The organism is Pseudomonas sp. W5-01, assembly GCF_046540435.1.
Classification (GTDB): domain Bacteria; phylum Pseudomonadota; class Gammaproteobacteria; order Pseudomonadales; family Pseudomonadaceae; genus Aquipseudomonas; species Aquipseudomonas graminis_B.
Window position 1 is genome coordinate 203,042 of sequence record NZ_JAXCIP010000006.1, and the last position, 18,598, is coordinate 221,639.

The 18,598-nt window shown below is 62.4% G+C and carries 19 protein-coding genes; 3 read left to right on the top strand and 16 right to left on the bottom strand.

Going from position 1 to position 18,598, the window contains the following annotated elements:
• Positions 1 to 178: 178 nt before the first annotated feature.
• Complete coding sequence (locus tag SLW75_RS20135; RefSeq protein WP_369319202.1) at positions 179 to 1,993, bottom strand: FAD-dependent oxidoreductase; 1,815 nt, start codon at positions 1,991 to 1,993, stop codon at positions 179 to 181.
• A 235-nt stretch (positions 1,994 to 2,228) separates the two neighbouring features.
• Here SLW75_RS20135 and SLW75_RS20140 point away from each other — a divergent pair, with 235 nt between their 5' ends.
• Both SLW75_RS20140 and SLW75_RS20145 read left to right on the top strand, forming a co-directional pair.
• The gene (locus tag SLW75_RS20140; RefSeq protein WP_410935273.1) at positions 2,229 to 3,635 is read left to right on the top strand and encodes an aspartate aminotransferase family protein; all 1,407 of its coding nucleotides are present in this window, start codon (positions 2,229 to 2,231) and stop codon (positions 3,633 to 3,635) included.
• Between the two features lie 59 nt (positions 3,636 to 3,694).
• Positions 3,695 to 4,414: a 16S rRNA (uracil(1498)-N(3))-methyltransferase gene (locus SLW75_RS20145; RefSeq protein ID WP_410935274.1), complete on the top strand. Its 720-nt coding sequence runs from the start codon at positions 3,695 to 3,697 to the stop codon at positions 4,412 to 4,414.
• Positions 4,415 to 4,536: 122 nt separating this feature from the next.
• Here the strand turns inward: SLW75_RS20145 and hydA are convergent, their stop codons facing one another.
• From hydA to trhA, 8 genes are all read right to left on the bottom strand, one after another.
• The gene (gene hydA / locus SLW75_RS20150) at positions 4,537 to 5,973 is read right to left on the bottom strand and encodes a dihydropyrimidinase (RefSeq protein WP_410935275.1); all 1,437 of its coding nucleotides are present in this window, start codon (positions 5,971 to 5,973) and stop codon (positions 4,537 to 4,539) included.
• Positions 5,974 to 5,986: 13 nt separating this feature from the next.
• Positions 5,987 to 6,883 carry an allantoinase PuuE gene (locus SLW75_RS20155; protein WP_065991211.1) on the bottom strand — a complete coding sequence of 299 codons (897 nt, stop codon included), beginning with the start codon at positions 6,881 to 6,883 and terminating at the stop codon, positions 5,987 to 5,989.
• A gap of 52 nt (positions 6,884 to 6,935) precedes the next feature.
• Positions 6,936 to 7,808: a MurR/RpiR family transcriptional regulator gene (locus SLW75_RS20160; protein ID WP_410935276.1), complete on the bottom strand. Its 873-nt coding sequence runs from the start codon at positions 7,806 to 7,808 to the stop codon at positions 6,936 to 6,938.
• Positions 7,809 to 7,826: 18 nt separating this feature from the next.
• Positions 7,827 to 9,074 (bottom strand): cysteine desulfurase-like protein, encoded by a 1,248-nt coding sequence (locus tag SLW75_RS20165; protein ID WP_410935277.1) that lies wholly within the window; start codon positions 9,072 to 9,074, stop codon positions 7,827 to 7,829.
• Between the two features lie 21 nt (positions 9,075 to 9,095).
• Positions 9,096 to 9,830: an amino acid ABC transporter ATP-binding protein gene (locus tag SLW75_RS20170; protein ID WP_410935278.1), complete on the bottom strand. Its 735-nt coding sequence runs from the start codon at positions 9,828 to 9,830 to the stop codon at positions 9,096 to 9,098.
• Positions 9,827 to 10,504: an amino acid ABC transporter permease gene (locus SLW75_RS20175; protein ID WP_065991207.1), complete on the bottom strand. Its 678-nt coding sequence runs from the start codon at positions 10,502 to 10,504 to the stop codon at positions 9,827 to 9,829. Before SLW75_RS20175 ends, SLW75_RS20170 begins: the two co-directional genes overlap by 4 nt.
• Before the next feature lie 52 nt (positions 10,505 to 10,556).
• Positions 10,557 to 11,333 (bottom strand): transporter substrate-binding domain-containing protein, encoded by a 777-nt coding sequence (locus SLW75_RS20180; RefSeq protein ID WP_410935279.1) that lies wholly within the window; start codon positions 11,331 to 11,333, stop codon positions 10,557 to 10,559.
• A gap of 306 nt (positions 11,334 to 11,639) precedes the next feature.
• On the bottom strand, positions 11,640 to 12,257 hold the full coding sequence (gene trhA / locus SLW75_RS20185) for a PAQR family membrane homeostasis protein TrhA (RefSeq protein WP_192135498.1): 618 nt from the start codon (positions 12,255 to 12,257) through the stop codon (positions 11,640 to 11,642).
• Positions 12,258 to 12,423: 166 nt separating this feature from the next.
• Here trhA and SLW75_RS20190 point away from each other — a divergent pair, with 166 nt between their 5' ends.
• On the top strand, positions 12,424 to 13,344 hold the full coding sequence (locus SLW75_RS20190; RefSeq protein ID WP_065991377.1) for a LysR substrate-binding domain-containing protein: 921 nt from the start codon (positions 12,424 to 12,426) through the stop codon (positions 13,342 to 13,344).
• 482 nt (positions 13,345 to 13,826) lie between these two features.
• Here the strand turns inward: SLW75_RS20190 and madM are convergent, their stop codons facing one another.
• From madM to SLW75_RS20225, 7 genes are all read right to left on the bottom strand, one after another.
• Entirely contained in the window at positions 13,827 to 14,591 is a 765-nt protein-coding gene (madM, locus tag SLW75_RS20195) for a malonate transporter subunit MadM (protein ID WP_037018905.1), read from the bottom strand.
• Position 14,592: 1 nt separating this feature from the next.
• Positions 14,593 to 15,027 (bottom strand): malonate transporter subunit MadL, encoded by a 435-nt coding sequence (gene madL, locus SLW75_RS20200; protein ID WP_065991198.1) that lies wholly within the window; start codon positions 15,025 to 15,027, stop codon positions 14,593 to 14,595.
• A 67-nt stretch (positions 15,028 to 15,094) separates the two neighbouring features.
• Complete coding sequence (gene mdcH / locus SLW75_RS20205; RefSeq protein WP_410935280.1) at positions 15,095 to 16,030, bottom strand: malonate decarboxylase subunit epsilon; 936 nt, start codon at positions 16,028 to 16,030, stop codon at positions 15,095 to 15,097.
• Complete coding sequence (locus SLW75_RS20210; protein ID WP_410935281.1) at positions 16,027 to 16,659, bottom strand: malonate decarboxylase holo-ACP synthase; 633 nt, start codon at positions 16,657 to 16,659, stop codon at positions 16,027 to 16,029. The genes mdcH and SLW75_RS20210 overlap by 4 nt, the downstream gene beginning before the upstream one ends.
• Positions 16,653 to 17,456 carry a biotin-independent malonate decarboxylase subunit gamma gene (gene mdcE / locus SLW75_RS20215; protein WP_410935282.1) on the bottom strand — a complete coding sequence of 268 codons (804 nt, stop codon included), beginning with the start codon at positions 17,454 to 17,456 and terminating at the stop codon, positions 16,653 to 16,655. The genes SLW75_RS20210 and mdcE overlap by 7 nt, the downstream gene beginning before the upstream one ends.
• Positions 17,453 to 18,304, bottom strand: a complete 852-nt coding sequence (locus SLW75_RS20220) for a biotin-independent malonate decarboxylase subunit beta (protein WP_410930369.1) — start codon at positions 18,302 to 18,304, stop codon at positions 17,453 to 17,455. The genes mdcE and SLW75_RS20220 overlap by 4 nt, the downstream gene beginning before the upstream one ends.
• On the bottom strand, positions 18,297 to 18,596 hold the full coding sequence (locus SLW75_RS20225) for a malonate decarboxylase subunit delta (protein WP_410935283.1): 300 nt from the start codon (positions 18,594 to 18,596) through the stop codon (positions 18,297 to 18,299). The genes SLW75_RS20220 and SLW75_RS20225 overlap by 8 nt, the downstream gene beginning before the upstream one ends.
• Positions 18,597 to 18,598: the final 2 nt, after the last annotated feature.

Consider the following 18,598-nt stretch of genomic DNA (forward strand, 5'->3'; position numbering starts at 1 on the left):
GAGACTAGCGCTTTACCTATCGAAAGAAAGCGCAAAATGTTGCTTTGAAGAATCAGGAAATCCGATTGAAATCTCCTGACATATTTTCGTCCGAATGAGATTAAGCCAGCGTTACGTTTTATCCAGGCGAAAAAAAGGCGCGGTATCAAGCCGCGCCTTTGCTTTCAGCCGTTACCGATCAGTTTTTGCTGTCGGTCGCCGGTGCTGCCGGAGCCGCTGCCGGAGCCGCCGGAGTGGCCGGTGCTGCCTTGTCACCCGTGGCCTTGGCCGGCGCTTTTTTCGCAGCGTCGGTTTTGGCAGGGGCTTTGTGGATGGCTGCCGGTTTGGCCGGAGCCTTTTTGACGGGCTCCTTCTTCGCCGGTTCTTTCTTGGCCGGGGCCTTTTTCGCAGGCTCCACGACCGCAGGCTTGGACGGTTCAACCACTGGAGCTGGCGGCGGCGTTACCGGGGCAGGCGCTGGAGCCGGGGTCGGAGCAGGCGCTGGGGCTTTCTCGGCCGGTTTCGGCTCAGGCTTGGAACCGCCGAACATGTTCGAGAAGAAGCCGCCAATGCCGCCGCTGCTTTCCTTGGTCGGTTCAGGGGCCTTCGGAGGCGGCGCTTTGACCGGCTCGTACGACTTGCCTTCAGACAGGCCCTGCACCTGAATGGCCGCGCGCTGACCTGAACGCAATGCGCCTTCCAGGGTGCCTGGGTACAAAGTGTCGGTGTGTTCGCCGGCAAAGGCTACGCGCTGCAGTGGTCGTTCCCACAAGCGCCAGTATTTGCTGATCTGGCCCGGGCCGAAGGCCAGGTATGCACCGCCGCTGGACGGGTCAATGCTGGAGCGACGCAGTTCATAACCGGTGAACGCGCCGCGGGCCTGTGGATAGAACGCCTGCATGCGGATCAGCACTTGATCCACCAGTTGCTTGTCGCCGAACGCCTGCATGATGCGGGCGTTGTCGCCGGCCAGGTTAATCACGACGTTGGCGCCGCCTTTCAAAGCAGGCTCGACCCACAACATGCCGAGGCCGGTGTTGCTATAGATCTCGCCGGACATGCGCGCCTTGCTGTCCCAGACCGGGGTCTTGAACTTGAGCATGATCTGGTCATGCCAGCCGTAGTTGGTGCTCTTTATCGCGCCCAGACGCTGGGCGTCCAGTGCAGGGGTCATCTGGATCTTGCTCAGTGCGCGCAACGGCACGGCCAACACGACATATTCGGCTTCGTAGCCCAGCGAACCGACCTTGACGGTCACGCCGTCCTTGTCCTGGTTGATGGCCGACACCGGCGAATTGGTCTTGATGACTTTCAGCTGTTTGACGAACTCCTCGGCCAGCACGGCGCTACCACCCGGCAGGCGAGCGGCGCGGCGGTCGCGGTCGTCGACGTTGCGATTGACCCGTGTTTGCTGTGCGAGGTACAGCAGCGACAGACGCGAAGGTTCGTCGTAGCGCGTACGAATCTGCTGATTGATCAGTTGGCGCGCGGTCGTTGGCAGGCTCAGACGGTCCAGCCAGTTGGAGACGGTGATCTGGTCCAGCGCAAACAGGGTGCTGTTGGCCGCCGGGTTGTCGGGGTCGGTGATCGAACGGGCCAGGTCATCCACCGCTGCTTCGTAGCGCTTGATGGCTTCGGCGGTCGCCGGCTGTTTGGTCGCCAGGTCGGCGCCAGTGAAGTACTCGCCTTCGATCAGGTAGCTCGGGGTCCGCACAAATTCCGGCGCGGGCACCGCCTTGATCTTGAAGCGATCAATGTACTGATTCAGCACCGGCTGGGCCTTGGCGTTGCCGATCCACTCGCTGCCGGCCAGACCGGAGCGGCCGCCGACGGTGGGTTTGGCTTCCAGCAAGGTGACTTGCCAGCCTTTGCTCTGCAGCTCGTAAGCCGTCGTGAGTCCCGCCAGACCACCGCCGACGACGATCACCGTATGCGGTTTATCCACGGCAAGCGCTGAAGCGCTGACCATCCCAACCATCACCAGCGCACAGGCGCGCAGCCAACCAGAAAGCATTCAGCGAACTCCGGAGAAAAACGGGGGGAATTGTCGGATTTTGTTGTCCGATTTTTCGAAGAGCGCGAAGGATACGCGAGCCGGGAAACGCCCGCCAGCAATGTCCGTCAGGCTCGAAAGCGGCGCTCGCGGCGATTTAAACAACACGCTAAAGGTTGTCCCGCTGGCATCCATTGCATAGGCTTGCGCGATTGTTTGCCCTCGCGCCATGCGAGCCGCTATGTGGAGAAGAGTAATGGGCCTTAACGACCAGTGGATGCAGCGCGACCTGAAGGTCCTTTGGCACCCCTGCACCCAGATGAAAGACCACGAAAAACTGCCGCTGATTCCGATCAAGCGCGGCGAAGGGGTCTGGCTGGAGGACTTCGAAGGCAAGCGCTACCTCGACGCGGTCAGCTCCTGGTGGGTCAACGTATTCGGCCACGCCAACCCGCGCATCAATCAGCGCATCAAGGATCAGGTCGATCAGCTGGAGCACGTGATCCTGGCAGGCTTCAGCCATCAGCCGGTCATCGAGCTGTCCGAGCGTCTGGTGGCGATGACGCCCGAAGGCCTGACGCGCTGCTTCTACGCCGACAACGGTTCGTCCTGCATCGAAGTCGCGCTGAAGATGAGCTTTCATTACTGGCTCAATCGCGGCAAGCCGGACAAGAAGCGCTTCGTCACCCTGACCAATAGCTACCACGGCGAAACCATGGCCGCGATGGCGGTCGGTGACGTGCCGCTGTTCACCGAGACCTACAAAGCGCTGCTGATGGACACCATCAAGGTGCCAAGCCCGGACTGCTACCACCGGCCTGAAGGCGTGAGCTGGGAAGAGCACACCCGGACGATGTTCGCGGTGATGGAGCAAACCCTCGCCGAGCATCACGACAGCGTCGCGGCGGTGATCATCGAGCCGCTGATTCAAGGCGCGGGCGGCATGCGCATGTACGACCCGATTTACCTCAAGCTACTGCGCGAGGCCTGCGACCGGTATGGCGTGCACCTGATTCATGACGAGATCGCCGTGGGCTTCGGCCGCACCGGGACCATGTTTGCCTGCGAGCAGGCCGGCATCCGCCCGGACTTCCTGTGCCTGTCCAAGGCGCTGACCGGCGGCTATCTGCCGCTGGCGGCGTGCATCACCACCGATGATGTGTACGACGCGTTTTACGACGATTACCCGACGCTGCGCGCGTTTCTGCACTCCCACAGTTACACCGGCAACCCGCTGGCGTGCGCGGCGGCGTTGGCGACGCTGGATATTTTCGAGCAGGACAACGTCATCGAAAACAACAAGGCGCTGGCCCAGCGCATGAAGACCGCGACGGCGCATCTGGTCGATCACCCGAACGTCGCTGAAGTGCGGCAGACCGGGATGGCGATTGCCATCGAGATGGTGCAGGACAAGGCCACTAAAACGCCGTATCCATGGCAGGAACGGCGCGGGCTCAAGGTGTTCGAGCACGCGCTGACCCGAGGTGCTTTGCTGCGTCCGCTGGGCAGCGTGGTGTACTTCCTGCCGCCCTACGTAATCACACCGGAGCAGATCGACTTCCTCGCCGATGTAGCGACCGAAGGGATCGACATCGCGACGCGCAGCAGCGTGAGTGTGGCGGTGAGAGAGAACTTCCATCCGGATTTTCGTGATCCAGGCTAGCAGGCCGTTACACCCATTCTCCAGGCGCTGCATTCAACACAATCTTTAGAGACACAACCATGAGACTGTCCCGCTTTTTCGTCGATGCCACCCTCAGCGTCGGGGAGCACGAACTGCCAGAGGCCCAGGCCCATTACATCAGCCGCGTGTTGCGCATGTCCGAAGGCGACGCGGTGCAGCTGTTCGATGGTTCTGGCCATGAGTTTCGCGCCACGCTGGCGGAAGTCGGAAAAAAGCAGGTGCGGGTGCAGGTGAGCGAACGCTTTGCCGGTCAGCCGGAGTCGCCCTTGCAGATCCATCTTGGCCAGGGCCTCTCCCGGGGTGAGCGGATGGATTGGGCGATTCAGAAAGCCACCGAACTGGGCGTGACGCAGATTACCCCGATCATCAGCGAGCGCTGCGAAGTGCGTCTCAAAGATGAGCGTGCGGAGAAGCGTCAGGCCCATTGGCAGCAGATCGCGATCAGCGCCTGCGAACAGTGCGGGCGCTCGGTGGTGCCGGTGATTCATGGGCCGGTGACTCTGGCCGAGTGGCTCAAGCAGACGGAAGCGGACTTGAAGCTGGTGCTGCACCCGGTCGCGGCGCCGCTGACCAGCCATGAAAAGCCCGGCAGTCTGGCCTTTTTGATTGGTCCTGAAGGTGGGCTGAACGACGCCGAAGTGGCCCAGGCACAGGACGCCGGTTTCCACGCCGCCCGCCTCGGCCCCCGCGTGCTGCGCACCGAAACCGCGCCAGTGGTGGCGCTGAGCATCGCGCAACAGTTGTGGGGGGATTTGTAGGACCGGCTTCAGCCGGGAAGGCGTCAGTCGTCACGCCGCAAGATTGATGGTGCGCACGCCGGCCCCTTCCCGGCTGAAGCCAGTCCTACAAGGGTCGCGTACATCCGCCAGTGATTTAGTCCTCACTGCGGCAATTCCGACGCTCGACGCCGGGCTTTCGCAGGCTGCGGCCGGGCGCAGGGCAGAAACTCTCCGCGCCCCGGTTCACCCAACGAACTGCCGTCCCAGACCCGCTCCCCTCTGGCGAACGTCATCGCCGGCCATGCACTCAAGCGCGTCCCCTCGTACGGGGTGTAATCGACGTTGTGGTGCAGCATTTCATTGGTTAGCTCGATGTCCAGGTCCTCATCCCAGATCACCAGATCCGCATCCGAGCCAATGGCGATGCTGCCCTTGCGCGGATACAACCCGTACAGCCGCGCCGCACTAGTGGCCGTCAGCGCGACAAACGCCTGCGGGCTGATTCGCCCCTTGCGCACGCCTTCCGACCAGAGCAGCGCCATGCGCGTCTCGACGCCCGGAATGCCATTGGCCACTTCGGAAAACGGCGCCGTCTCGCCGTGGGCACGCTTGCCGTCCGGGCCGCCGTAGCGAAACGGCGCGTGATCCGATGAGAACACTTCGAACGAGCCATTCTGCAGGCCGTCCCAGACCACTTGCTGATTACCGGCGTCTCTCGGCGGCGGACTGCAGATGCATTTCGCGCCTTCGAAGCTGTCATCGCAGCCCAGCGATTCCGCAGTCAGAAACAGGTACTGCGGACAGGTTTCGCCGTAGACCTTCAAGCCGTGGCTCTGCGCCCAGCGGATCTGCTCGATGGCCTCGCGCCCCGACACGTGCACGATGAGAATCGGCACATCCACCAGCTCGGCCAGCGCAATGGCCCGGTGGGTGGCTTCGCGCTCGACCAGCATCGGCCGCGACGTGGCGTGATAACGCGGCGCGCTGAGACCGGCGGCGAGCAGGCGCTCGGTCAACCAAGCGATGCAGTCGCTGTTTTCCGCGTGCAGCATCACCATCGCGCCTTCGGCCCGCGCCACCGACAGGGTTTCCAGAATCTCCCGGTCGTTGAGCTTCAACGCGTCATAGGTCATGTAGATCTTGAAGGAGGTGTAGCCCTCGGCAATCAGCTCGGGCAACTCGCGGCGCAGCACGTCTTCGGTAGGGTCGGTGACGATGAGGTGAAACGCGTAATCGATCAGCGCCCGACCGTCCGCACGCCGATGGTAATCCTCCACCGCCGCCCGCAAGCTTTGTCCCTTCTGCTGGCAGGCAAAGGGAATCACTGTTGTAGTCCCGCCACACGCCGCCGAGCGAGTGCCGCTCTCGAAGTCATCGGCCATGACCGAGCCATCGCCGGTCGGCTGATCCAGATGCACATGGCTGTCGATCCCGCCCGGCGTAACGGTCCGCCCTCGCGCATCAACTTCCTGCGCCGCACCTTGCAGGCCCAGGCCCAGCGCGACGATTCGACCGTCGCGCACGCCGATGTCGCACAGGAAACCGTCCGCCGCCGTCACCACATTGGCGTTGCGGATGATCAAATCAAAAGCCTGCATGTCGTTCACTCCCTCAGGCGCGGGTCAGCCAGGCCTTGGCGATCTCTTCGCGGGTGGTGAACCAGACGCCTTCGCGGGCCTGGGCGTACTCGATGAAATGCTTGATCGCGCGGACACGACCCGGACGTCCGACCATGCGCGGGTGCAGCCCGATGGACATCATTCGCAGGCCGTCGGCGGACTCTTCGTACAGCACATCGAAGCTTTCCTTCATGTACTCGAGGAAATCGGACGCCTGAGACAAGCCCGGCGAGTTCCAGTAGCGGAAGTCGTTGACGTCGCTGGTGTACGGCACCACCAGATGTTGCTTGCCCTCGACGTCGACGAAATACGGCACGTCATCGTTGTAGGCGTCTGAGTCATAGAGAAACCCGCCCTCTTCCGCCACCAGCCGACGCGTATGAACGCTGGCGCCGTAGCGGCAATACCAGCCCACCGGACGCTTGCCGCAGGTGCGTTCGAACGACTCGATCGCCAGGCGAATGTGCTCGCGCTCTTCGGCCTCGGTCAGGCGGAAGACCTCCTCCCAGCGATAACCGTGACTGCAGATTTCATGGCCCAGCTCGACAGCCGCTTTGGCGACATCCGGGTTCTGCTCGAAGGCCACCGCACAGGCATGAAAGGTCGCCGGGACGTTGGCCTGTTGCAGGATGTCGAGGATCCGCCAGATGCCGACGCGAGCGCCGTATTCGTACATCGACTCCATCGCCAGATTGCGCACGCCGTCGGGAAATTGATAGCTGCCCCATTCGGTCATGCTCTCCTGGTCAGGATCGCCCATGGCCAGGGAGCGCTCCGAGCCTTCTTCGTAATTGATGACAAAGTTGACCGCCAGCCGCGCGCCGTTGGGCCAGGTGCCTTGGGGGCGCTGCCGGCCGTAGCCGACCAGATCTCGAATGGGTGATGCCATAAAAGCCTACTCCTGCAACGTTCGAACAGTCGGCAGACCGCCAAGCCAGGGCTCAGCAGTCGATGGTTTTCAATGCATCATGGTCGGGGCCATCGAGGTTCTGGCCGGTGCGAAAGGCCAGGCCCATGGCCAGGGTCTGCGCAATGCAGAACGCAGCGGTCAGGGAACGAAAGCCCAGCAGCTCGGCGTCGTTGACCTCGATTATCACCGACGCGGTTTGTCCGATGGGGCTGAGAATGCTGTCAGTGATCGCCACGATGGGCGTCCCCGCAGCGACGGCTTGCTGGCAAGCGTCGATGGTTTCCTGCGCGTACGGCGGAAAACTCACCGCCACCAGCACATCATCGCCGTGCAGCGCACCGACCTGTTCGCGCAGGCTGCCGCCCAGACCGCTGATGTGTACGGCACGACGACCGACACGGCTGAGTGCATAACTCAGGTAGGACGCCATGGGAAACGAGCGACGCATGCCGACCACGAAGGTGGTGCGCGCCTGCTCCAACAGCTCGATGGCGCGCTCGATGGCCTCGACTTGCTCGCCTTCGGCCAAGTGCTCCAGCGAGACGATATTCGCGCGGCTGAATGCCGAAAGCATGGCGCCCACATCGGTGGGGTCATCGAGCAACTGCTCGCCGCGATAGTGCCGGATGCGCTCTTTAAAGCTGCCCTGCCCGGCCTGCTGCAACGGCTGCTTGAACAGACGCTGCAGGTCGCTGAACCCGCCGAAGCCCAGCGCCTGGGCCAGCCGAATGAACGCGGAGGACGGGATGCCGGAGATTTTCGCCAGCGCCGCGACCGTGTTCAGCGCCACATCGTGGGGGTGCTCGTTCAGGTAATGCGCCGCGTCACGCTGCCGCGCGGTCAGGCGTTCCTGATGTTCGACGATGGCGGCACGCAGCTCGGCCAGGGTTTGGGGTACAGGCATAAAAAGGCTCGATAAAAGTCAGGATGGACGCAGTTCTGTGATCGCCTGGGCCAGATGCTCCACCAGACGATTCAGCTCATCGACGCTGTTGTAGTGGGCAATCGACACACGAACCACGCCGCCGTAAGGGGTCAGGCCCAACTGTTCGATCAGGCGACGCGCATAGAAGTCACCAAAGCGGATGCCCATGCGGTGATTGTCCACCCGACGCACGATGGCTTCCGACTGAATGCCCTCCACCACGAAGCTGATGGTTGGCACGCGATCACCATCGGTCACACGGGGTTTTCCGATGATTCGTACACCCGGCGTCTCCCGCAGAAACGCCAGCAGCGTTTCGGCCAACAGGTCTTCCTGGACTTCAAAGGCATCGAACGCCGCCTGCATCAGCTGGCGTTCGCTGCCGCTGGCGCCGAGGCGTTGGCCGATGTCGATCAGGTAATCGCTGATGCCGATGCAGCCGTAGGACAGCTCGTAGTTCAAGTTGCCGGGCTGAAGCTTGTAGGGAATGACCTCCTGGCCGATGAAAAAGTGGTTCAGGCTCGGCAGCTCCAGCAACGCCTCGCGTTTGCCCCACAGCACGGCGAAGTGCGGGCCGAAGGTCTTGTAGAAACTGAACACGTAATAATCGGCGCCGCTGGCCTGCACATCGACCAGCCGATGGGGCGCGTAGGCCACGGCATCGACGCACACCTTGCCGCCGACCGCGTGCACCCTGCGCGCCACTTCGGCGACCGGGTTGACGCTGCCGAGGATGTTCGACGCGTGGGTCATGGCCAGGTAGCGAGTCTTGTCGCTGAGCAGCGCATCCAGATCAGCCAATTCCAGGTCCATGCTCTGGACGTCGACGGCCCAGACGCGCAAGGTCGCGCCGCGGTCTTCGCACAGCCTTACCCACGGCCCGATGTTGGCTTCGTGGTCGCAGTTGGTGACGATGATTTCGTCACCGGGATTGATCGACGGGGCGATGGCGCGGCAGAGGATTTGCAGCAAATGGGTGGTCGAGCCGCCCATCACGCACTCTTCCGGGTAGCGCGCGTTGATCAGTTGCGCGACCGATTCCCGCGCCTTCATCACACGTGCGCCAGCGTCTACCGACTCACTGTAGGACGCGCCCAACTGGACGGCGCTATTAAGCAAGTAATCGGTGATGCGCTCGGCGACCGGCTTGAGCACGGCCGAGCCGCCGGCGTTGTCCAGGTAGGCATAGCCGCTGCCGAGGGCGGGAAACTGGCTGCGTACGTAATCGATGTCCAAGGCATTCAAGGGATGAGCTCCAGAGTCTGATCAGTGATGCAGGATGGCCTGCAAAAACGCGCGGGTTCTCGGCTCTTGCGGGGCCGTGAAGAAATCGTGCGGGTTGTTCTGTTCGATGATTCGGCCGTTCTCCATGAAGATCACCCGGTCGGCGACCTTGCGCGCAAAGCCCATTTCGTGGGTCACGACGACCATGGTCACGCCCGAGCGGGCGAGGTTCTGCATGACGTCCAGCACTTCGCCGACCATCTCCGGGTCGAGCGCCGACGTGGGCTCGTCGAACAGGATCACCCGTGGTTCCATGGCCATGGTCCGGGCGATGGCCACGCGCTGCTGCTGGCCGCCGGACAGCTGGCTCGGGTATTTCGCCGCGTGGGCGCCCATGCCAACTTTCTCCAGCAGCAGGCGCGCACGTTCATTGGCGTCACGCCGAGACATGCCGCGCACCCGGACCGGCGCCAGGGCCACATTGGCGAGCACGGTGAGGTGCGGGTACAGATTGAAATTCTGAAAAACCATGCCGACTTCGCAACGAATGCCCGCCAGTTTCGGGCCCGTTTCAACACGTTGGCTGCCGACGCGGATGTCGCCCTGCTGGTATTCCTCCAGCAGATTGATGCATCGAATCAGTGTGGATTTCCCGGAGCCTGACGGCCCGAGGATAACCACGACTTCGCCTTGATCGACGGTCAGGTTGATGTCGATCAGGGCCTGGAACGGCCCGTAAAACTTGGCCACGCCTTCCATTTCAATGACGGTGCTCATGCGCTTTTCCTCCCGGCGCCGTTACGCCGCTCGATCCAGCTCACCAGTTGCACCAGCGGCAGAAGCAGCAACAGGTACATGACCGCCGCGCCCACCAGTGGTGTGGGGTTGGCTGACAATGCTTGCGCCTGAGTGGCTTGTTTAAGCAGATCAGGCATCGCCACGACCGACGCCAGCGCGGTGTCTTTCATGACGTTGATGCAGTTGCTGGTCATCGGCGGCATGACGATGCGCATGGCCTGGGGCAGGATGATGTCGCGCATGGTGTTGAAAAAGCTCATGCCCTGGGACGCCGAGGCTTCGAACTGACCGCGCGGAATGGCTTCGATGCCGGAGCGGAAAATCTCCGCCGAGTACGCGCAGGACACCAGTGACAGCGCCGCCGTGGCCGCCGCGAACGACGACAGGCGAATGCCCACAAACGGCAGCGCGTAATAGATCAGCACCAACAGCACCAGCAATGGAATCGAGCGCAGCACGTCGATGTACACCCGCGCCAGAAACCGCACCGGCGCGTACCCGTACAAACGCAGCATCGCCAGCACCAGCCCGCCCACCAGGCCGAGAATGATGCTGACCACGCCAAGCATCACCGTCACGCCCAGGCCGCGGAGCATCAGTGGCAGCGCATCGACGAACACGCTCCAGTTGAAGAACGTTTCTAACAACTCCATTGCGATTCCTTGGTGGCGAGCAGTGACGGGCGGGGCCGTGAGCGGTCAGGGGTTACTTGAGCACATCGACCACTTTGACGGTGCTGGACTCCGGATCAGCGTCGGCACCGAACCACTTCTTGTGCAGGTCGGCGATCACGCCTTCTTTCTTCATCGTGCTGATGATGTCGTTGACCTGACCGGCCGATGCCCAGCCCTTGGCGTGCATCAACGAGTACTTCTCACCGGTAGGAATTTTCGCGACGACTTTGTATTGCGGCTTGTCTTTGATGTAGTACAGGACCGCCGGGATATCGCTTATATAGCCGTCCATGCGGCCAGACGCGAGATCGAGCATCGCAGGCGACAGCCCTTCGTAGCGTGAGACTTCCTTGAATCTGTATTCGGCCTGATGGGCGTTGACCCACATGTCGCCGGTGGAGCCGGTGTCGACGCCGACCACTTTGCCGTCCATGTCTTGCAGGCCGTTGATGCCGGATTTGGCGAGCACGGACAGGGATTGGTCGCTGTCGTAATACGGCTGGGCGAAGCCGACCGATTCAAGGCGCTTGGGCGTGATGGTGATCGAGGAAATGGCGATGTCAGCGCGTTTGGACTGCACGGCGCTGAACAGGCCGTTAAACGGGATGTTGACGAATTCCACGGTCTTGCCGGCGCGCTTGGCGACTTCCTTCACCACGTCGACTTCGAAGCCGACGATCTCGCCTTTGGCGTCCTGAAACTCCCACGGCACGTTGCCCACGTTGGCGCCGACGGTCCAGTCAGCGGCCCAGGTGGATGCGGAAAAGGCGGTTGCCACGGCCATGCTCAAGAGTACTTTCACATTCATGTCTTGCTCCCCGATTGATCAGTCAGTTCAAGAAGGCCGCCTTACCACAAGAGGGGGCGTTTCGAGGATCAGACTAGGATGACGAATCAAATAATTCAACAAATAAAATAAATGAATTAAATGCTTCAATCGGGTGCGGAAGTTATCCGCATTGGTGCAGAAGGGAAAGCGCGCAAGGCTGTGGGGTGTACAGAAAGTGATCAGTGATTTGAAGGACGCCATGCACCGAAGCAGCGCATGGATCGCCCAACTACGTACGCTGCGTAAGATCCGAATGTGCAGGAGCTGGGTCAGCGATGCCCAGCCTCACAACACGTAACGCATGATCGCGACAAAGTGCAGCAGGCTGCCGGCGATGACGAACAGGTGCCAGACCCCATGGAAGTGTCGGACCTTGGTGTCGAACGCGAAGAAAATGATCCCTACGGTGTAGAACACGCCCCCCAGCGCCAGACAGACGAATCCGGCCATGCCCAGCGCGGCGATCAGCGGCTTGACCGCGACCAGCACAATCCAGCCCATGACCGCGTAAATGACGATGGACATCACGCGGGCTTCGGAGCGGGGCTTGATCTCCTGCAGAATCCCGATGATCGCCAGCGCCCAGACGATGCCGAACAACGTCCAGCCCCACGCCCCGTGCAGCGTCACCAGACAAAACGGCGTGTAGCTGCCGGCGATGAGCAAATAGATGGAAAAGTGATCGACCTTTTGCATGATCACTTTCGCCCGACCGCGAACGCTGTGATAAACCGTCGACGCGCTGTACAGCATCACCAGGGCCACACCGTAGACCGCCACGCTGATGATCTTCCAGATGTCTCCGGCCATCGTCGCGACAACCAGCATCCAGACCGCACCGATCGTCGCCAGAATCGCGCCCACCAAGTGGGTCCAGGCGTTGAATTTTTCTCCGTAGTACATCCGCACACTACCTCTCTAAGTTGCACGACACGCGTCAAGGGTCCTGCTTCTGAACCGCAATGACAACGAATTGTGTCGTGTTATCGAGAATTTAATGCAGCCAGCCGCCGATCTCTTCGGCACAATCGGGCGCTCTCAAAACAAGAACCCGGCGCGGGCCCACACGATGCAGATCGACGAAGAGCTCACCCTCAAGAAGCTGGAAATCTTCCTGGCGTTCATGCGCACCGGCAATCTGGCTCGGGCGGCGGCCGAGTTGCAGACAAGCACGGTCAGCGTGCATCGGGCGATTCACTCGCTGGAAAGCGCGTTGCGGTGTCCGCTGTTCAAGCACGAGGGTCGCAACCTCACACCGCTCGAAGGCGCATATGTGCTGGAGGAGCGTGCGCAGAAGCTGGTGCAGGACGTGCTCGGCACCATCGAACAGACCCGGCAGGCGGCCGGGTTTTCGGCGGCGCGGTTCAAGCTGGGGGCGCTGTATTCACTGACGGTCAAAACCGTGCCGCAGCTGATCATGGGCCTGAAGATCCGCCGCAGCGAACTTAATATCGACCTGATTCTGGGCTCGAACATCGACCTTTTCTACAAGCTGAAGAACATGGAAGTGGATGCGATTCTGGTGTCGCTGAACGAATCCGTGAGTGATCCGGACTGCGAGCATTTGCCGCTGTTCTCAGACGATATCTTCCTCGCGGCCCCGGTGGATTCACCCTTCGCTCAGCAAAGCGAAGTGAACCTGGGCGATCTGCGCGAAGCGACGTTCATTACGCTGACCCAGGGCTTTGCCACCCACCGCGACGGCGCCCGGGTGTTTGAACAGGCCGGGTTTGAACCGAAAATCGCCATGCAGGTGAACGACATCTTCACGCTGCTGAGCATGGTCAGCTCGGGTGTGGGCTACGCGCTGCTGCCGGGGAGGATTGCGGCCGTGTATGAAAACCGTGTGCGGCTGATCCCATTGCAACAGCGCTATCGCATGCAGCAGCACATCGGACTGGTCTTCCTCAAAGCCCGCGAACGCGACCCGAACCTGCTGGCGTTGCTGGCGGAATGCCGGATGTACTCGAACCGGCTGGCCCAGGCCTGATCCCGGCTTCAGCTCGATCCAATCTCCACTGTGGGTGTGAGCTTGGTCTGGGCCGCATCGGGGCGAAGAGGCCGGGGCGTGCAGCCAATTTCTCTGCAGGCTGAATGCAGCCTTCGCGAGCAAGCTCGCTCCCACAGGATCTCGGTCAATTTGATATCTCGGGCGAGTCGTAGGACTTGTGGGGGTGAGCTTGCTCACGAAGAGGCCGGGGCGTTCAGCACTTTCTCTGCAGGCTGAATGCAAGCCTTCGCGAGCAAGCTCGCTACCACAGAATCTCGGTCAATTTGATACCTCGGGCGAGTCGTAGGACTTGTGGGAGTGAGCTTGCTCACGAAGAGGCCAGGACATTCAGCTGCTTTCTCTGCAAGGTGAATGTAAGCCTTCGCGAGCAAGCTCGCTCCCATGATTCCGACGCTCGCAGGTAGATCTGCAATCAGGCGCGCAGCGGCAGCATGTTGCTGAACACCGCGCATCCCAAAGCCTCAGCCCAGAATCCCGCGGACGATGAAGTACAGCAGCGACGGCCCCAGCAGACAGCCGAGCCCGGTGTGGAAGGTCGCCGTCAGCGCGCCGTAAGGCACCAGCCGTCGATCCGTCGCCGCGAGCCCGGCTGTCACGCCGCTCACGGTGCCGGCCAGACCGCCGAAGACCATCGCGGAGCGCGGGTTATCCAGCCCCATCCAGCGCGCGGCCATCGGGGTGCCGACCATCACCAGAATGGCTTTGATCAGACCGGTCGCGATCGACAGCGCCATCACGTCCGAAGTCGCGCCCAGCGCCGCACCGGTCACCGGCCCGACGATGTAGGTCACTGCGCCCGCGCCAATGGTGGTGATGCTCACGGCGTCGCGATAACCGAACGCGTAGGCCACGCAGCAACCGACGATGAACGGCAGCAACGTGCCGAGCAGCAGCGAGAACGCGCCGACCCAGCCAGCCTTTTTCGCTTCGGTCGCCTGCACTTCGAAGGCCGTGGCGACGATGGCGAAATCACGCAGCATCGACCCGCCCATCAGGCCGATTCCGGAGAACAGCGCCAGGTCCGCCAGCCCTTTCTGGCCGCCGGTCATCGTGCCGCCCACCCACGCTAGGACCAGGCCGATGACGATCGCAATGGCCGAACCATGAATGCGCCCGAACGTCAGTCGCTTGGACAGCACCACCGAAATCCACATCACCACGCCCACGACGGCGAACGCGGTGACCAGGCCCTGACTGATCAGGTCTTTCTGAATGAGCTCCCACATATCAGCGGCCTCCTGCTGGGGAAACAGTCGGCGCGATCACCGGGAGCGGATTCGCCAGTTCGTCCTCTTTGGGCAGCGGCTCGCCCTTATTGATGCGGCTAATGACGGCAATCGTGCAGCCGCAGACCACCACCGACACCACCGCCGCGATGACCGCGATCGGCCCGCCCTTGAGCGCCGTAACGACATTTTGCTGAGCGGCCATGGCCACGACCACCGGGATGTACATAGCGCCCCAGAAGCCGACGCCCATTTCGCAGCCTTCGCTCATGCCGCCGCGCTTTTGCATGAACAGTCGTGCGCAGATCAACAGGATCATCGCGATCCCGACGCCGCCCACGTTGGATTTCACGCCCAGCAGCACGCCAAGCAGATCACCGAGAATCACCCCCGCGAGGGTGCAGATTGCGAGTAACGCCACGCCATAAATCACCATTGTTCTAATCCTCAAATTGCATCGTCGAAGTTGTTGTTTTTGTGTTCCTTCGAAAGCAGCAGTCGGTTTATGAGTGGCGGCGTTCCTCCTCTCGCGACAGCGCGCTGAGCGTGTCCAGCCGGGCGCCCTGGAAAGCGACGGCCGATCCTTGTTCGAAGACGCGGCGTGCCAGACCGGTAAGCACGGTACCCGGCGGCAGTTCGATGTGCAGGCGCGCGCCGCGCTCGTACGCGGTTTGCACCGTGCTGCGCCAGTCGATGACACGGCACATGTTGAACGCCAGATCGTCGCGCACCTTGTCCGCGCTGAGCATCGGCCGCGCGGTGCTGCCGCTGAGGTATTTCAGCGTCGGTGCTTTCACCGCTACCCGGGAAAACGCTTCGGCGAGAACGTTTGCAGGTTTAGCCAGCAGCTCGCAATGGGAGGGCACGCTGACCGCCAGCCGTTTGGCTGCCGCAGCGCCCTGCTCTTTGGCGAGCGCGGCGACCGCCGCCATGGCGTCGTCTTGCCCGGCAATGACAAACTGGCTATCGGCGTTGATGTTGGCCAGGTAGACCGGCGCCTCAACACTGTGAATGTGAGCGATCAGGCCTTCGACCGTGGGTTGGTCGAGCCCGATCAGCGCGGTCATGCCGTAGCCCTGTGGATAAGCGCTTTGCATCAGCTCGCCCCGCAGCGCCACCAGACGCACGGCATCCGAAAAATCCAGAGCGCCCGCGATGACGGCGGCGGGATAAGCGCCGATGGACAAACCCGCAACCATGTCAGGGGCGTTTTCATCCGCCATCAACACGCGCGCACAGGCGACGCCGGCGATCAACAAACACAGCTGAACGGCTCGCGTCGATTGCAGCGCGGGGGCGGTGTCCAGCGTCAGGACGTCCTCGTTCAACGCAGCGCTCGCTTCTGACAGGCACTGTTCAACCAAAGGATGCTCCGGCAGCCCGTGGAGCATGCCCGGCTGTTGCGCGCCCTGGCCGGGAAACGCCCAGAAGCTGCTCATGCCGCAACCGCCTGCGCCAGCCACGGGTTATCCACAAGCCGCGCGCCGTCTTCGGCTTTGAGCAGCACCTGGCGTGACGGTCCTGCCCATTCGCGCAGCGCTACGGCACCAACCGGGGTTTGAAGCTGAAGGTCGATGCGGCACACCGCGCTGGCAAGCTGTTCGACCAAACGAGCGGCGTGCTGGCGATCAAAGAAATCCGGGGTGCGCAGAATGAGATCGAGATCGCTCTCCGCGTGCAGCACCGGCACGCCACTCGCCAGCTCAAAACCGGCGCCACCCGCCACGCCCCATGGCAGGCCGAGCGCATGCATCACGGGACGGATCTGCTGCAAGGCGCGCAACGCCGGCCAATCAGCGTCAGGCGTCATGACGATCAACTCTTCAGGCCGCACGCGCCGCTGCACATCGTCGAGCTTCATGTGGGTGGCGTAGCGCTGATCCCGGGACTGACCTCTCACGCCCACCGCTACCAGTCCTGCCCCGACACGAGCGCGGCGCACTACCACCGGATGACCCAGGCCGATGGCCTCGAACGCCCACGCCGGTGCGTCGATCGGCAACGCAGCCGTCGGCAAACCCCACAACAAATCGTGGGGCAGCACCGGCTGGAAAGTACTCATTACCACTGCGCCCGCAACAGCTCGCGCACTTTCGACGACGCCGCACGGTTCGGCGCGCCCAGGCGTGTACTCAGGTCATTGGCCCCGGCCAGGGTGTCTTTAATCGCTGCAATCAGACAGTCCTGAACCAGGGTGAGATCCGACGCCGTTGGCTGCTCAATCTCACTGACCGACAGGGTTTCCCAGAGCAAACCGAGGCTGGCGTAGCTGTCGATGTCGTAGGCCATCGGCGGCACGCTCGCGGCGAGTTTTTCCAGTTCTTCGACGCTGCGCAGCGTCACCCGCGCCGCAGAAGCCTTGCCCATGGCGTGAACCATAACGCCGGGGTCGCGCAGGGCAATCAGCCGATTGGCCTGATAACCGTGGGCGAGAAACGCGCCGGACATCGCCTTGCCCACCAGCAGCCCGATCACCGGATGCCCGGCCAGTCGGGGCCGCGCATAGGCGTCAACGGCACCGGCCAGCGCCTGGTGAATGCCCAACGCTTCCTCGCGGCGGCCATAGGCCTGACTCGGCACGTCGATGATCGCAATCAGCGTGCGCTTGTTGTCGCTGTCCCGATCCAGCTCGATGGCGCCTTCCACCGCCTGGGCAAGACCCCAGCCTTCCAGCAATCCGACTTCGCCGTTTTGTGCGCGGGGAAAGCGGTTGGCAGGATCAGCAACCACCGCCAGGAATCGCGCAGGACGATCACCCAGCGTACCGTCAGCCGCTTTGACCGATGCCGGCAGCCCCGCCACTTCAGCGGCGTTCGCGGCCAGCGCGTTGAACCAGTTCAATCCACGATGGGAGTAAGCACTCATGACCGGTCTCCTTGATAGGCAGTGCGCACGGCAGCGGGCTCTATCTGCCGGGCCGTGTCCACTTGGGCCAGACGTTCGAGGAAAAACGCGTAACGACTGCTGCGTTCCTGCTCGGGCTTGCCCTTGTGCAACAACGCCTGCACCTGTTGCTGAATGGCGCTGATGTCGTCGGCGACAAAGGCGTCCACCAGACCGCTGGCAAAACGTTGCTCGCCCCCGGTCAGGCTCCAGATGAAGGGCCGGTCGCGGGAATCGTATTCTTCGATGCCGGCTTCCTGCTCGATGACTTGCGGACCGTTCAGGCCCAGACGGGCTTCCTGGGTGACGACCAGATAACTGCACAAACCCGCCGCAATCGACATGCCGCCAAAGCAGCCGACGCTGCCCGCCACTACGCCGATCACCGGCTGATAGCGACGCAGGTCAACAATGGCGGCGTGAATGTCGGCAATGGCCGCCAGCCCGAGGTTGGCTTCCTGCAAGCGCACGCCCCCGGTTTCCAGCAGCAGAACGGCTGCGGTGGGGATGCCCTTGCGATTGTCTTCGGCGGCCAGTTCCAGCGCGCCGGCCATTTTCGCGCCGCCGACTTCGCCCATGCTGCCGCCTTGAAAGCCGCCTTCGATGGCGCAGATCACCACCGGCTTGCCCTCAATCGTGCCTTTGGCGATTACCACGCCATCGTCGGCCTGGGGCACGACGCCCTGCTTGGCCAGCCAAGGGGAAACCAGACGCTCGAAGGGATCGATCAGCTCACGAAAACTGCCGTTGTCCAGCAGTGCGCGGGCGCGTTGCCGGGCGCCGAGCTCGACGAAGCTGTGCTGCTGCAGAAGCCGCGTGCTGTCAGTCATGGCCGACCTCCTCGAAACCTTGCTCCAGGCGCAGCCGAACCACGCCCGGCGTGGCGCCGAAATCATGGATGTCGATGCTCATGGCCGGTGGCGTCTGGCCGTCGAACATGCGCTGAAAGAGATTTTCCCAGCGCGCCGAACTGCCGTTGACCGACGTCAGCACCTGAATGGTCAACTTGCCCGGGGTCCCCGGCTCCAGCAGCACTTCCAGATCACCCGAACCGACGCAACCCACCAGCGCGCGACCCAATGGCGGCTGCCCGGCAGGGAATTCAAAAGACAGGGTTTCCATGA

Bases quoted from the DNA above. Each gene is read 5' to 3' on its own strand.
- madM (WP_037018905.1), bottom strand. From the start codon at position 14,591: ATGTGGGAGCTCATTCAGAAAGACCTGATCAGTCAGGGCCTGGTCACC.
- trhA (WP_192135498.1), bottom strand. From the start codon at position 12,257: ATGTACTACGGAGAAAAATTCAACGCCTGGACCCACTTGGTGGGCGCG.
- madL (WP_065991198.1), bottom strand. From the start codon at position 15,027: ATGGTGATTTATGGCGTGGCGTTACTCGCAATCTGCACCCTCGCGGGG.
- hydA (WP_410935275.1), bottom strand. From the start codon at position 5,973: ATGCAGGCTTTTGATTTGATCATCCGCAACGCCAATGTGGTGACGGCG.
- SLW75_RS20155 (WP_065991211.1), bottom strand. From the start codon at position 6,883: ATGGCATCACCCATTCGAGATCTGGTCGGCTACGGCCGGCAGCGCCCC.
- SLW75_RS20145 (WP_410935274.1), top strand. From the start codon at position 3,695: ATGAGACTGTCCCGCTTTTTCGTCGATGCCACCCTCAGCGTCGGGGAG.
- SLW75_RS20170 (WP_410935278.1), bottom strand. From the start codon at position 9,830: ATGAGCACCGTCATTGAAATGGAAGGCGTGGCCAAGTTTTACGGGCCG.
- mdcH (WP_410935280.1), bottom strand. From the start codon at position 16,030: ATGAGCAGCTTCTGGGCGTTTCCCGGCCAGGGCGCGCAACAGCCGGGC.
- SLW75_RS20140 (WP_410935273.1), top strand. From the start codon at position 2,229: ATGGGCCTTAACGACCAGTGGATGCAGCGCGACCTGAAGGTCCTTTGG.
- SLW75_RS20225 (WP_410935283.1), bottom strand. From the start codon at position 18,596: ATGGAAACCCTGTCTTTTGAATTCCCTGCCGGGCAGCCGCCATTGGGT.
- SLW75_RS20220 (WP_410930369.1), bottom strand. From the start codon at position 18,304: ATGACTGACAGCACGCGGCTTCTGCAGCAGCACAGCTTCGTCGAGCTC.
- mdcE (WP_410935282.1), bottom strand. From the start codon at position 17,456: ATGAGTGCTTACTCCCATCGTGGATTGAACTGGTTCAACGCGCTGGCC.
- SLW75_RS20180 (WP_410935279.1), bottom strand. From the start codon at position 11,333: ATGAATGTGAAAGTACTCTTGAGCATGGCCGTGGCAACCGCCTTTTCC.
- SLW75_RS20190 (WP_065991377.1), top strand. From the start codon at position 12,424: ATGCAGATCGACGAAGAGCTCACCCTCAAGAAGCTGGAAATCTTCCTG.
- SLW75_RS20175 (WP_065991207.1), bottom strand. From the start codon at position 10,504: ATGGAGTTGTTAGAAACGTTCTTCAACTGGAGCGTGTTCGTCGATGCG.
- SLW75_RS20160 (WP_410935276.1), bottom strand. From the start codon at position 7,808: ATGCCTGTACCCCAAACCCTGGCCGAGCTGCGTGCCGCCATCGTCGAA.
- SLW75_RS20135 (WP_369319202.1), bottom strand. From the start codon at position 1,993: ATGCTTTCTGGTTGGCTGCGCGCCTGTGCGCTGGTGATGGTTGGGATG.